Raw genomic sequence first — 13,295 nt, forward strand, 5'->3', positions numbered from 1 at the left:
TAGTGGACACGATTGCCAGTCTGTTCAGCTTTATCACCACACCTGTTTCGTGGGTCATCGTCCAGTTCCACAAGCTGTACGGAGCGCTCTTCGGCGATGACACGGGGCTGGCCTGGGGCCTGTCCATCGTGTCCCTGGTGGTCCTGATCCGGATCTGCCTGATCCCGCTTTTCGTCAAGCAGATCAAGTCGACCCGGAACATGCAGGTCCTGCAGCCGAAGATGAAGGCGATCCAGGAGCGCTACAAGAGCGACAAGCAGCGTCAGTCCGAAGAGATGATGAAGCTGTACAAGGAGACGGGTACCAACCCGCTTTCCTCGTGCCTTCCCATCCTGGCGCAGTCCCCGTTCTTCTTCGCCCTGTACCACGTGCTCTCGGCCATCGCCTCGGGCAAGACGATCGGTGTCATCGACCAGCCGCTGCTGGACAGTGCCCGGCAGGCACACATCTTCGGCGCCCCGCTGGCCGCGAAGTTCATGGACAGCGAGGACAAGGTGCAGGCGCTCGGCGCCTCCCTGACCGACGTCCGTGTCGTGACCGCGATCATGATCGTGATGATGTCCGCGTCGCAGTTCTTCACGCAGCGCCAGCTGATGACGAAGAACGTCGACCTGACGGTCAAGACCCCGTACATGCAGCAGCAGAAGATGCTCATGTACGTCTTCCCGCTGATCTTCGCCGTCATGGGCATCAACTTCCCCGTCGGTGTTCTCGTCTACTGGCTGACCACGAACGTCTGGACCATGGGTCAGCAGATGTATGTGATCAACCAGAACCCCACCCCGGGCAGCAAGGCGCAGGACCAGTACCTGAACCGCCTGCTGAAGAGCGTGACCGCTCATGGCGAGGTGCGTGGCAGGACGCGGCGCAACACCGTCAAGCGGCTCGTCGCCAAGGGGCCCGACCGTAACGACATCGAGCGCAAGTTCATCACCGGTCTGGGCAAGCTGGGTCTCGCCGCCCAGGAGGACGGCTCGGTGGAGAAGAGCGAGGCCGCCGTTCTCGAGGCCGAGGGTGGTGCTGCGGCCAAGCGGCAGCAGCCCAAGCGTCAGACCAAGGCGAAGCGTCACACCGCGGCCCCGTCGGGCACGGCGAAGAGCTCCGACGCCACCGACTCCGGCTCGGAGTCCAAGACGTCGGAGTCCAAGACCTCTCTGGACAAGCAGGACGCATCCCCGGACGACAAGCCGAAGCAGGACGACAAGCCGAAGCCGGCGGGCAAGTCCGCCGCGTCCGGCTCCTCACGCCAAGCCAAGTCAGGACAGCGCAAGGGCGGCCAGCAGCGGCCCAAGCACCCGTCCAAGAAGTAAGAAGGAGTCCATCCGTGACGGAAGGCACCACCACCACGGCCGCTGAGGGCAGCGACACTCTGACCCGCCTCGAACAGGAGGGTGAGATCGCGGCTGACTACCTCGAAGGCCTGCTCGACATCGCCGACCTCGACGGCGACATCGACATGGATGTGGAGGCGGACCGGGCCGCGGTCTCGATCCTCAGCGAATCGGCTCGTGACCTGCAGAAGCTCGTGGGCCGCGATGGTGAGGTGCTTGAGGCGCTCCAGGAGCTGACGCGCCTGGCTGTTCACCGTGAGACCGGTGACCGCAGCCGCCTGATGCTGGACATCGCCGGCTTCCGCGCCAAGAAGCGTGAGGTTCTCGCCGCGCTGGGCGGCAAGGCCGCGGATGAGGTCAAGAGCTCCGGCGAGCCCGTGAAGCTGGAGCCGATGACGCCGTTCGAGCGCAAGGTCGTGCACGACGCGGTCGCGGCAGCGGGTCTGCGCAGCGCGTCCGAGGGCGAGGAGCCTCAGCGCTTCGTCGTCGTCCTCCCGGCCTGACCGGACCCTTGTACTGTCGGCCCCGCCTGTTCACAGGCGGGGCCGATCTTTGTCAGCCTGATAGTCAGCGTGCTAGTGCGGTACGGAAGGACGGTCCCCGTGACGGAGGAAGCAGAGCTCCCTCAGGCGCCCCAGGAGGCGCAGGCGGTATTCGGTGAGTTCTTCCCAGAGGCTGTCAGGTACGCGGAGCTGCTCGCGGACGCGGGCGTCAAGCGAGGGCTGATCGGTCCGCGTGAGGTGCCGCGTCTCTGGGAGCGCCACCTGCTGAACTGTGCGGTGCTCTCCGAGGTGGTTCCCCAGGGCGTCACGGTGTGCGATGTGGGTTCGGGGGCGGGACTCCCGGGGATCCCGCTGGCCCTGGTACGCCCCGACCTGAAGATCACGCTCCTGGAACCGCTCCTGCGGCGTACGAACTTCCTTCAGGAGGTTGTCGAGCTTCTGGGGCTGGACCATGTGACGGTGGTCCGCGGTCGGGCCGAAGAGGTGCTCGGAACGCTCCAGCCCGTTCATGTGGTGACCGCCAGGGCGGTTGCCCCGCTCGACCGGCTCGCCGGATGGGGTGTGCCCCTCCTCCGCCCGTATGGGGAGATGCTGGCGCTCAAGGGAGGCACGGCCGCGGAGGAGATCCAAGGTGCTCGGGCCGCGCTGAGCAAGCTCGGAGTGGTGGAGACCGAGGTGCTGCATGTCGGTGAGGGGCTGGTCGATCCGGCGGCCACGGTGGTGCGTGTGGTGGTCGGGGAAAGTCCGGGCGGTGTGAGGTTCGCCGCAAAGCGGGCCAAGGCCGCACGGGTGAGTCGAACGCGGCGACGTCGATGAGCGCTAGCTCGGCGAGTTCCCTATATCCCTGTTAGTGCAGTTAAAGCTCTTTTGCCATGATGCTCCATGCAAGCAGCGATATGCGCCGCCTGCGGAGTGTCGGGAGCCCGCCGCTGTACTGCGGAGGCATCGTGTTTCACGTGAAACGTCGCTCTCTCCTGCAGGGAATCATCGGTCGCGGTCGTGCGGCTGCCGCACCGCGCGACCGTAAGCCCGTACGGGCCCCCGAGTTGTCCACAAAACCGGATTCATCCACAGAAGAGTCGGCCTCGCTGGTTCACGACCCCGAAAGCATGGCAGGCTCTGTTCATTGCGAGCCTGAAGTCGAGGAGAGTGAATCCTTGCGGTCCGACGCCGACATCGCGGGACCGATGACCGATCCGGTCCCCGGTCCCCGTACCGAGTCCCTGGGGGACGGTGTTTCACGTGAAACACCACCGCCGATGGACGACACACCTATTGGTCGTGCGGCTCAGCTGGCGGTCGAGGCCCTCGGCCGCGCCGGCGAGGGGCTGCCACGGCCGGACCGGACACGCGTCATGGTCGTGGCCAACCAGAAGGGCGGTGTGGGTAAGACGACCTCGACGGTCAATCTTGCTGCTTCGCTCGCGCTGCATGGTGCACGCGTCCTGGTGGTGGACCTCGATCCGCAGGGGAATGCCTCCACGGCTCTGGGAATCGACCATCACGCGGAAGTCCCCTCCATCTACGACGTACTGGTGGAGAGCATGCCGCTCTCCGAAGTGGTCCAGCCGGTCCCGGACGTCGAAGGGCTCTTCTGTGCACCGGCGACCATTGATCTCGCGGGCGCGGAGATCGAGCTGGTATCGCTGGTGGCGCGGGAGAGCCGGCTCCAGCGGGCGATCCAGGCCTATGACCAGCCGCTGGACTACATCCTCATCGACTGCCCGCCCTCGCTCGGCCTGCTGACGGTCAACGCGCTCGTGGCAGGAGCCGAGGTGCTCATCCCGATCCAGTGTGAGTACTACGCACTGGAGGGTCTCGGGCAGCTGCTGCGTAACGTCGATCTGGTGCGGGGGCATCTGAACCCCGATCTCCATGTATCGACGATCCTGCTCACCATGTACGACGGCAGGACCAGGCTTGCCTCGCAGGTCGCGGAGGAGGTGCGCAGCCACTTCGGCAAGGAGGTGCTGCGGACCAGCATCCCGCGTTCCGTGCGTATCTCGGAGGCGCCCAGCTACGGGCAGACCGTGCTGACGTACGATCCGGGCTCCAGCGGGTCCCTGTCGTACCTCGAGGCGGCTCGTGAGATCGCGTTGAGAGGCGTCGGGGTGCATTACGAGGCCCAGCACGCACCCACGGGCGAACCCGCCCACACGGGCGTCCAGAACAGTCAGCAGAGCCATTCGGAGGGCATGCAGTGAGCGAGCGTCGTAGAGGGCTGGGGCGTGGGCTCGGTGCACTGATCCCCGCAGCTCCTCAGGAGAAGTCGGGCGCGAGCCCCGGGGCCGGTACGAATGCGGGGGGCTCGTCCCCCGTGATGACCGCCGAGCGCGGAGTGGCCGCCGCGAAACTGGCCGCACTCCCCTCCGGACCTCTCGTCCCGGAGCCGAGTTCTCCGGTCGGCGAGCCGGAGCCCGCCACCGGGCAGAGCGACTCCGCCGGGGCCTACTTCGCCGAGCTTCCCCTTCCTTCGATCACACCCAACCCCAGGCAGCCGCGTGAGGTCTTCGACGAGGACGCTTTGGCCGAGCTGGTCACCTCCATCAAGGAGGTCGGCCTTCTCCAGCCCGTCGTCGTGCGCAAGGTCGACGAGGACCGCTACGAGCTCATCATGGGCGAGCGGCGTTGGCGGGCCTGTGGCGAAGCCGGGCTGGAACGCATCCCGGCCATCGTCCGCGCGACGGACGACGAGAAGCTGCTTCTGGACGCACTCCTGGAGAACCTGCACCGGGCTCAGCTGAACCCTTTGGAAGAGGCGGCGGCGTACGACCAGCTGCTGAAGGACTTCAAGTGCACGCATGACCAGCTGGCGGACCGGATCGGCCGGTCACGTCCGCAGGTGTCGAACACGCTCCGTCTGCTGCGGCTCTCCCCGCCGGTGCAGCGCAGGGTCGCCGCAGGGGTTCTCTCAGCAGGGCATGCGAGGGCCCTGCTGTCGGTGGACGACTCGGAGGAGCAGGACCGGCTGGCGCACCGCATCGTGGCCGAAGGGCTGTCGGTGCGTGCGGTGGAGGAGATCGTGAACCTCCTCGGATCCGAGCCTACGAGTTCCGCGAAGCCAAGGGGTCCCAGGGCCGGCGGCCGGGTCGCACCGGCGCTGACGGATCTGGCTTCTCGTCTCTCGGACCGGTTCGAGACCCGGGTGAAGGTCGATCTCGGGCAGAAGAAGGGGAAGATCGTCGTCGAGTTCGCCTCGATGGAGGATCTGGACCGCATTCTTGGCAGCCTCGCTCCCGGCGAGGGACGCGTGCTGGAGCAGAGCATCGAGGAAGAGCAGGCCGAGGCGGACGAGGCCTGATCCGCACGCGGCCCTGAGGGCGGGCCGGGTCCGGGAACTTCCCGGAACCCGGCCCGCCCTTTGCCGTCTCTCGGTGTCCCCATCACCTCTGGGTGGTTACGATGCGTTCTGGTAGGGCGTATCCACCACCGTGATCCACCTCAGAGGAGGCGGGGGCCGTGCGATCAGTGAATCGCAGCCACCTGGTGACAGTCGGTTTGGGGCTTGGCGCTGTCGGGGGGTTCGTCGGCAGTCTGTTCCGAGAACGGAGTGCGCTTGCAGCCGCACGTGATGCGGGGGGCGAAGGAAGTGGGGAACCGCCTACATGGGGCGACGACTCGTACCGCTCACACTGGACAACCTTCCGGATCTCCCCAGGCGCTGCCGCTCATGTGTCTTCTGGGAGCTTGATCCGGTCAGTGGAGAAGCTGCGGTAAAGGCGGGCAGACCTGAACACGAGAAGGAAGCCTGGATCTCCGCTGTGCTGCTGGAGTGGGGCTCCTGCGGGCGGGTCGTCTATGTGGACGATGTCGCGGTCGGCTTCGTTCTCTATGCACCGCCTGCTTACGTCCCCCGTTCCACGGCGTTTCCCACCAGCCCCGTGTCCCCTGATGCCGTCCAGCTGATGACCGCGTTGATCGTGCCGGGTTTCCAGGGACAAGGGCTGGGGCGCGTGATCGTGCAGACCGTTGCCAAGGACTTGCTGCGGCGAGGCTTCAAGGCGATCGAGGTCTTCGGTGATGCGCGCTGGAAGGAGCCCGCCTGTGTGTTGCCCGCAGATCACCTGCTCGCGGTCGGCTTCAAGACGGTACGCCCTCACCCTGTGCATCCGCGGCTGAGGCTTGAGCTGCGTACGACGCTCTCCTGGAAGGAAGACGTCGAGCTGGCATTGGACAGGCTGCTGGGTGCCGTACAGAAGGAACCGGTGCTACGGCCCCTCTGACTCCCGCGGACTCCCGTGATGGACGGCTGAGGAACATGCAAAACGGGCTCACCCTGCGGGGTGAGCCCGTTTCACGTGAAACAGCGGGTACTACTTCTCGGCGATGAAGCCCTCGAGGTCGCGGAGAATCGCGGCCTTCGGCTTGGCACCGACGATGGTCTTGGCGACCTCGCCACCCTGGTACACGTTCAGCGTGGGGATGGACATCACGCCGTACTTTGCCGCGGTGGCCGGGTTCTCGTCGATGTTGAGCTTGACGATCTCGATCTGGTCGCCGTGCTCAGCCGCGATGGCCTCCAGCGAAGGCGCGATCTGGCGGCACGGGCCGCACCAGGCGGCCCAGAAGTCCACCAGCACGGGCTTGTCGTTCTTCAGGACGTCCTCATCGAAGGAGTCGTCGGTTACGTTCTTCAGGGCGCCGGCCACGGCGACCTCCTTAGCTTCGCGGGGGTGTGGGTTCGGGGGAGACGATCAGACTGCCGGGGTCTTCTCCGGCTCGGCGAGCTGCTGGTCGGAGAGCGCGGCCAGGAAGCGCTCTGCGTCGAGAGCTGCGGAGCAGCCGGTACCGGCGGCTGTGATGGCCTGGCGGTAGGTGTGGTCGACGACGTCGCCGGCGCCGAAGACACCCTCCAGGTTGGTGCGCGTCGAGGGGGCCTCGACCTTGAGGTAGCCCTCGTCGTCCAGGTCGAGCTGGCCCTTGAAGAGCTCCGTGCGAGGGTCGTGGCCGACAGCGATGAACAGGCCCGTCACCGGAAGCTCGGAGGTCTCGCCGGTCTTGGTGTTGCGCAGGGTGAGGCTGGAGAGCTTCTGGTCCCCATGGACCGTGGCGACCTCGCTGTCCCACGCAAACTTGATCTTCGGGTCGGCGAACGCGCGCTCCTGCATGGCCTTGGAGGCTCGCAGGGAGTCGCGGCGGTGCACGATCGTGACGGACTTGGCGAACCGGGAGAGGAAGGTCGCCTCCTCCATGGCGGTGTCGCCGCCACCGACCACGGCGATGTCCTGGTCCTTGAAGAAGAAGCCGTCGCAGGTCGCACACCAGGAGACACCGCGTCCGGAGAGCGCGTCCTCGTTGGGCAGGCCGAGCTTGCGGTGCTGGGATCCCGTGGTGACGATGATGGCCTTGGCGCGGTGCACTGTGCCTGCGGTGTCCGTGACGGTCTTGACGTCTCCCGAGAGGTCGACGGAGATGACATCGTCGGGGAGGAGCTCGGCGCCGAACCGCTCAGCCTGGGCGCGCATGTTGTCCATGAGCTCAGGGCCCATGATTCCGTCCTGGAAGCCCGGGAAGTTCTCCACGTCGGTGGTGTTCATCAGTGCGCCGCCGGCGGTGACAGCGCCCTCGAACACCAGAGGCTTCAGCGATGCGCGAGCGGTGTACAGGGCGGCGGTGTAACCAGCCGGCCCGGAGCCGATGATGATCACATTACGGACGTCGCTCACGGGTTCTTCCTCGTCTCTACAGACTGCCTACTGCCTACTGGGGTCGGTTCCACGACTCTCACCCCACCCAACGGATCCTACGGGCCATGCATTCCCTGAATACCGGCCCGGCTCCCGGCAGGGCGCTCAGGGGCGTGCGTAGGAGTGCGTGAGCAGTAGCTGCCCCTTGGTCGTGGGGGTGGAATTCACGCAGGCTGAGTCGACGACATAGGCCTGGACGCGCGTCGAGTCGGTTGCATGGGGCAGCACGACAAGGAAGGCGGCCGTCCCTTCGTAGCTTCCTTCTTCGATGGCCAGCGCAGGCGCGTCCCGGCCCGTGCCCTGCTGCACGCAGGGCGGAACATCCACGATCGGCGCGAGCAGGGGACTACGGGGTGGCGAAGCATCGGGGGATGTGTCCCCCGGCGACGACTTGGTGCCCAGAGACGGCTTGCCCGGGTCGGATTCCTGAGCCTCGGAATCACGCGTCGCGCTGAGCAGCGTATGGACGCGGCCCTCCAGAGTGCCCTGCGAGAAGTCCCCCGGGCTCTGTTCCGCGGCGCTGACTCCATGGTCGGCCTTCCCGACGGCCGAATCCTGGGAGACCTGGAGCAGGAAGACGCTCATGCCGACAGCCGCAGCACCGAAGGCCGTGCCGAAGATGACTGTGCGGCGTCGGCGGCGGGTCCGGCTCCGGCCGGGGCCGGTGGCGCCACGAGGATGACCCGCCGGTGGCCCGGAGGTGACCATGCTCTCGGTCGTTGTTTCACGTGAAACAACGAGGGCTCCGGCGGGTGCCGGGGAGGAGGCCGCAGCTTCCGATGCGAGTGCGGCGTCGACCCGGTCAGCAATGTCGTCGGGCATGCGCTCCTGGAGGGGCAGTGCAGCCCCCAGCAGGGAGCGGATCTCTTCCAGCGAGGAGTGGACGTCTGCGCACTCTTCGCACGCGTCGATGTGGTGGCGGAGTTCCGCCTCGCGAGACGGTGGTAGGAGGCCCTCCGCCAGGTCGGAGATCTCCGCGACGTCCGGGTGCTGAGCCGCGTCGGCTGTGTATGTCATGCGAGCCCACCTCCACCCTTCACGCCGGCAGGGTCGCTGTCGCCTGCGTCTCTTGGCCCTGACGCAGGTGGGACGGATGGCCCCTGCCTCCGGTTCCTTTCCATGGGGACGTCCTTGCCGTCCTCTCTGTTGATACGCAGATGGGCCAGCAGGGGGAGCAGTCTGGCCCGGCCTCGGGCACAGCGGCTCTTCACGGTGCCGGTCGGCACGTCGAGGATGCGGGCAGCTTCCGCGACGGGGTACGCCTGCATGTCCACGAGGACGAGGGCGGCGCGCTGCTCAGCCGGCAGAGTGGCCAGCGCGGCCAGTAGCTCTCGGTGCAGGTCCTGCCGTTCGGCGGGGGCCTCGGCCGATTCGTGAGGCTCCATGAGCTGGTCGAGCCGCTCGGTGTCATTGACCGGAGCGGTCTTCCGGGAGGCCGTCTTACGGGCACGGTCCAGGCAGGCATTGACGGTGATCCTGTGCAGCCATGTGGTGACAGCTGACTGGCCACGGAAGGTGTGGGCGGCGCGGAAGGCGGAGACGAGCGCGTCCTGCACCGCGTCGGCGGCCTCCTCGCGGTCGCCCAGCGTGCGAAGGGCCACGGCCCAGAGGCGGTCACGGTGCCGTCGTACGAGCTCGCCGAAGGCGTCAGGTTCGCCTGCGACGTGCTGGGCCAGGAGATCGTGATCGCTGATGCCGGCGAATCTGGCGTCGTTCAACGGTGAGCCCCCTCCCCTGGTGCCGTCAGCTGCCTGCCACCGTCAGCTCGTGATCTTGATATCCGAGACCTTGCCCCTGTAGTTGCCGTCTTCACTCATGGGCAGTTTGGTCAGCCAGACCAGAACGTACCGCGCCTGCACCGGCTTGTCGGGCTTGAGGGAGACCTTCGTTCCGGATCCCTTGGCGGCCTTGGTGAAGCCGTCCGGCATCGCGGGAATGGACGAGGCTTGCGTGGTCCTCAGCTCGACGGAGGTGTCGCCGCCGAGGAAGGACACCTTGACCTTGCCCACCTGCTGGACCTTGCCGAGGTCGAGAACGACTCCGACGCCTTCCTTGAGCCGCCCGAAGTCGGCGCTGTAGTAGCCGTCCGTGCTCCAGTAGGAGCTGGTGTCCCCGTCGTAGACGTTCTTTATCGAGCCGGGCTTCTCGGAGCCGTCCGCGCCGAGCGGGTCATAGTCCTTGGCTCTCACGATCGTGATGGGCTTGCTGGGCTCGGAGGCGTTGTTGTCGTCCCCTCCGTCGTCGGCGGTCTGCGTCGGGGCCGGTTCCCCGGAGTCACTGTCCCGGTTGAGCACGGTCTCTGCCAGCTGCCAGCTGCCGAGGCCCAGAGCGGCGATGAGCAGCGCGGACACGGCCCACTTGAGGACCTTGCCCGTACGGCTCTGGAGCGGGGGCGGAGGAGCGGTGATGACCGGCTGGGTGGCGGAGCTGGGCCTCACCGAGGGGCGCCCGTAGGTGCCCTGCTGATAGGTCGTGCGCTGGTACTCGGGCGGTGCGGTGAAGGTGGGTTCCGGGGGGAGGATGCGCGGCATGGCCGCGACAGCCTTCGCCAGCTCGTCCGGGGTGGTGCAGGGCTGTTCCTGGCGCGACGCGGTGGCGCCGTCGTTGGCGAGCGCGCGCATGGCGAGTTCGGACAGACCCCGGTGGACGCCCGCCCGCACCTGGTCCGGTGGGATCAGGCCCAGGTCCTTGGGGAGCCCGGAGAGGCCGTATGCGTCGCTCTCGTAGGGCCAGCGGCGGGTCAGGGACGCGTAGAGGAGCGCGCCGATGGCCTCGGTGTCCGTCCGGAGCGGCTGATCGGCGGTGATGCCGCGCAGTGCGGCATTCACGGCCAGGCCGCGGATCCGGTACTGGCCGGTGGAGCTGCGCAGTACGGCACCGGGAGTGAGGCACAGATGTGCCAGTCCTTCACGGTGCGCGGCCGCCATGGCCTGGGAGATCTGGCTCACGAGCTGGTAGGCGTCGTGGGCTTCGAAGGGGCCGGCGGCCAGCAGAGCCGTCAGCTCGGTGGCGTCGGGGAGCCATTCGTGGACGACGTAGACGACGTCGTCCTCCTCCACGGCGTCCAGGACCTGGACGAAGCGCGGGTCACCGAGCAGCGCGGAGGAACGGGCCGCGGCCAGCACCGAGCGGGCGCGCGGATGATCCGCGGTCAGCAGGTGAACACCTACCGCGCGCCGCAGCTTCTCGTCGACAGCCCGCCAGCTGCTGAATCCGTCCAGTCGGGTGACGCACTCCTCGAGGCGGTAGCGTCCGGCCAGCTTGTGGCCGCTGTGCAGGTCGGGCGACGCCGGTACGGCGTCCGAGCCGTCACGTTCGCTCTCCGCGTCCTGAGGGCCCGCGCCCTCCGCCTCTGCGTCCTGGGTTTCTGCCGTCCCGTCGGTCGTGGCCGCGTCCGCCTTGGCGGTCAGCGGCTCGTCGCCGCTGTTGTCGGCCACGTCGACAGCAGCCGTGCTACGTTCCGCCACCGTCGTTCCTGCCTCCCCATCCGTTGCGCGATGCCAGCCAGCTCTGCACAGTCACGCCAATTGTGCCCACACTCCGGCGCTATGCACGACACGCGGTGTCCAGCGATGGTTGTGCGGCTCGGGTCGTGTATCAGCGTCCGAGGCGACCACGGACCATGCCGACCATGCCGTTGAGCTCTTCGATACGCATCTTCTTCGCAGCGACGAAGAAGACACCCAGCAGGGCGACGCTGCCACAGACCAGTGCCACCACGGACCCGCCGGCACCGTCGCCGAGGGCCTTGAGGAGAACGAAGCCCAGCCCGCCGCCGACCACGGCCGCGGGGATCGCGGCCAGGCAGAGACGGGCGTAGGTGCGCACCACACGGGCGCCGTCGAGGTCGCCTCCGAGCCGGTTGCTCAGACGGCGCCAGGCGATACCGACGCCCACCGCGTAGGCCAGTCCGTAGGCGGCCGCCATTCCTACGACTGCCCACTGGGCCGGAAGAATCACGTAGCAGAGGGCGGCGGCCGCAGCGTTGACCGCTGCGACGATGACCGTGTTGTAGAACGGGGTGCGGGTGTCCTCGTACGCGTAGAAGCCGCGGAGCACGACGTACTGCACGGAGTACGGAATGAGGCCGAGGCCGAACGCCATCAGGATGAAGCCCATCGACCGTGCGGCCTCGGTGCCGCTCGACGCGTAGAGCAGGGTGCACATCGGCAGGCCGAGCGCCAGGAAGATGAAGGCGACCGGCACGATGGCCACCGCCGAGTTGCGCAGACCCTGCGAGATGTCGTCGCGGACGGCCCCGGGGTCGTTGTCATGGGCGGCGCGGGAGATACGGGGCAGCAGGGCCGCCATGACCGACACGGTGATGATGGCCTGCGGCATGCCCCAGATCAGCTGGGCGTTGGAGTAGGCGAGGAAGCCCGAGCCGTCCTTGCCCGCCAGCTTGCCCGCCGATGTCGCCAGCTGGGTGACGACCAGGACGCCTGCCTGGTTGGCCAGGACGAACAGAACCGTCCACTTGGCGAGCTTGATCGTCTTACCGAGCCCATGGCCCCGCCAGTCGAAGCGCGGGCGGAAGCGGAAGCCGGCCTCGCGGAGGTACGGGATCATGGCCAGCGCCTGGACCACCAGGCCGAGCAGCGTGCCGATGCCCAGGAGCCGCACGCCCTCCGGCGGGATCGTCTCCACGCCCATCCGGGATTCGGCCGAGGTGCCGTAGACCCAGATGAACAGGCCGAAGGTGAAGATCATGACGATGTTGTTGAGGACCGGGGTCCACATCATCGCGCCGAACTTCCCGCGGGCGTTGAGGATCTGCCCCATCACCACATGGACGCCCATGAAGAAGATGGTCGGCAGGCAGTAGCGGGCGAAGGTGACGGCCACGGTGTCCGCCGCCGGATCGTTCGCGATCGTGCGCGACATGAGGTGCACCAGTTGCGGCGCCGCGAACACAGCGATCGCGACGATGGCGCCGAGGGCGACCATGACCAGCGTCAGGAGCCGGTTGGCGTACGCCTCGCCCCCGTCCTCGTCGTCCTTCATGGACCGCACGAGCTGAGGGACGAAGACCGAGTTGAGTCCGCCGCCCACGGTCAGGATGTAGATCATCGTCGGCAGGGTGTAAGCGATGGTGAAGCTGTCGCCGAGCAGCGCCGCACCCAGCGCCGCAGTGATCACGAGGCTGCGGACGAAGCCGGTGAGCCGGGACACCAGGGTGCCGGCGGCCATCAGCGCACTGGACTTCAGTATTCCCGCGCCCCGGCCGCCGGACTTCGGAGGCACGGGTGCCGGAGCCGCATCGGGCTCGGCGGGGGGGCCGGGAGGCCGGCCCGACCCCTCCTGGTCGCGGAAGAGGTGCGCGAAGGCGTCCTGCTCCTCACGGTCGTCGGCGGCCTGGGTGACCAGGTCGTCCACCCCGACGTACTGGGTGGTCGCGGCATTGTCCCCGTACGGAAGGTGCCGGGAAGGGCCTGCGGGCTCGGGAGGCGGCGTCTGGGCCCAGATGCGGGGGTCGGGGGCGTACTGGGCGGCCGGAGGCTGCTGGTAGAGGGCCCCTGGCTCCTGATAGGTGCCCGGGGGCGGTGGCGGATGTGAGGCGCGGTCGTAGAGCGCCTCGGCCACCGGATCCTGCGCGGCGAGGTCCTGGGCACGGTACGGGTCGTGGTCGTACGCGTGCTGCAGGTAGGGGTCGGGGGCCTCCCCGTTCTCGCCGGCGCCCGGTGGCACGGGCGGACCGCTGGAAGACCCAGCTCCGCCCGCGCCCTGCCCGCGGTCACCGTCGTACGGCGCGTTCATCGAAACCCCACCTCATT

12 protein-coding genes are annotated in these 13,295 nt (G+C 67.6%); 6 read left to right on the plus strand and 6 right to left on the minus strand.

Going from position 1 to position 13,295, the window contains the following annotated elements; all coding sequences use genetic code 11:
- Positions 1–2 precede the first annotated feature (2 nt).
- From yidC to AB0C75_RS02580, 6 genes are all read left to right on the plus strand, one after another.
- Positions 3–1,310, plus strand: coding sequence for a membrane protein insertase YidC (yidC, locus tag AB0C75_RS02555; RefSeq protein ID WP_362886310.1), 1,308 nt, complete (start codon positions 3–5; stop codon positions 1,308–1,310).
- Positions 1,311–1,324: 14 nt separating this feature from the next.
- Positions 1,325–1,834, plus strand: a complete 510-nt coding sequence (locus AB0C75_RS02560) for a R3H domain-containing nucleic acid-binding protein (RefSeq protein ID WP_362886312.1) — start codon at positions 1,325–1,327, stop codon at positions 1,832–1,834.
- A gap of 99 nt (positions 1,835–1,933) precedes the next feature.
- Entirely contained in the window at positions 1,934–2,650 is a 717-nt protein-coding gene (gene rsmG / locus AB0C75_RS02565; RefSeq protein ID WP_362886314.1) for a 16S rRNA (guanine(527)-N(7))-methyltransferase RsmG, read from the plus strand.
- Between the two features lie 293 nt (positions 2,651–2,943).
- Positions 2,944–4,038: a ParA family protein gene (locus tag AB0C75_RS02570; RefSeq protein WP_362886316.1), complete on the plus strand. Its 1,095-nt coding sequence runs from the start codon at positions 2,944–2,946 to the stop codon at positions 4,036–4,038.
- Complete coding sequence (locus AB0C75_RS02575) at positions 4,035–5,135, plus strand: ParB/RepB/Spo0J family partition protein (RefSeq protein ID WP_362886318.1); 1,101 nt, start codon at positions 4,035–4,037, stop codon at positions 5,133–5,135. The genes AB0C75_RS02570 and AB0C75_RS02575 overlap by 4 nt, the downstream gene beginning before the upstream one ends.
- A 304-nt stretch (positions 5,136–5,439) precedes the next feature.
- Positions 5,440–6,057: a GNAT family N-acetyltransferase gene (locus AB0C75_RS02580; RefSeq protein ID WP_362886320.1), complete on the plus strand. Its 618-nt coding sequence runs from the start codon at positions 5,440–5,442 to the stop codon at positions 6,055–6,057.
- A gap of 90 nt (positions 6,058–6,147) precedes the next feature.
- Here AB0C75_RS02580 and trxA read toward each other — a convergent pair whose 3' ends face one another.
- The 6 genes from trxA to murJ form a co-directional block, all read right to left on the minus strand.
- On the minus strand, positions 6,148–6,483 hold the full coding sequence (gene trxA / locus AB0C75_RS02585) for a thioredoxin (protein ID WP_362886322.1): 336 nt from the start codon (positions 6,481–6,483) through the stop codon (positions 6,148–6,150).
- Between the two features lie 45 nt (positions 6,484–6,528).
- Entirely contained in the window at positions 6,529–7,500 is a 972-nt protein-coding gene (gene trxB, locus AB0C75_RS02590; protein WP_362886324.1) for a thioredoxin-disulfide reductase, read from the minus strand.
- A gap of 126 nt (positions 7,501–7,626) precedes the next feature.
- On the minus strand, positions 7,627–8,538 hold the full coding sequence (locus AB0C75_RS02595) for a zf-HC2 domain-containing protein (RefSeq protein WP_362886326.1): 912 nt from the start codon (positions 8,536–8,538) through the stop codon (positions 7,627–7,629).
- The gene (gene sigM, locus AB0C75_RS02600; protein ID WP_362886328.1) at positions 8,535–9,239 is read right to left on the minus strand and encodes an RNA polymerase sigma factor SigM; all 705 of its coding nucleotides are present in this window, start codon (positions 9,237–9,239) and stop codon (positions 8,535–8,537) included. The genes AB0C75_RS02595 and sigM overlap by 4 nt, the downstream gene beginning before the upstream one ends.
- A 42-nt stretch (positions 9,240–9,281) precedes the next feature.
- A complete protein-coding gene (locus AB0C75_RS02605; RefSeq protein WP_362886329.1) occupies positions 9,282–10,988 on the minus strand; it encodes a serine/threonine protein kinase in 1,707 nt (568 codons plus the stop codon).
- Between the two features lie 130 nt (positions 10,989–11,118).
- The gene (gene murJ, locus AB0C75_RS02610; RefSeq protein ID WP_362886331.1) at positions 11,119–13,278 is read right to left on the minus strand and encodes a murein biosynthesis integral membrane protein MurJ; all 2,160 of its coding nucleotides are present in this window, start codon (positions 13,276–13,278) and stop codon (positions 11,119–11,121) included.
- Positions 13,279–13,295 lie beyond the last annotated feature (17 nt).

It is taken from the genome of Streptomyces sp. NPDC048565 (assembly GCF_040650935.1).
GTDB lineage: Bacteria > Actinomycetota > Actinomycetes > Streptomycetales > Streptomycetaceae > Streptomyces.

Excerpts from the sequence above, each read along its gene's own strand:
- AB0C75_RS02570 (WP_362886316.1), top strand. The coding sequence starts at position 2,944 with ATGGCAGGCTCTGTTCATTGCGAGCCTGAAGTCGAGGAGAGTGAATCC.
- murJ (WP_362886331.1), bottom strand. The coding sequence starts at position 13,278 with ATGAACGCGCCGTACGACGGTGACCGCGGGCAGGGCGCGGGCGGAGCT.
- AB0C75_RS02595 (WP_362886326.1), bottom strand. The coding sequence starts at position 8,538 with ATGACATACACAGCCGACGCGGCTCAGCACCCGGACGTCGCGGAGATC.
- AB0C75_RS02580 (WP_362886320.1), top strand. The coding sequence starts at position 5,440 with ATGGGGCGACGACTCGTACCGCTCACACTGGACAACCTTCCGGATCTC.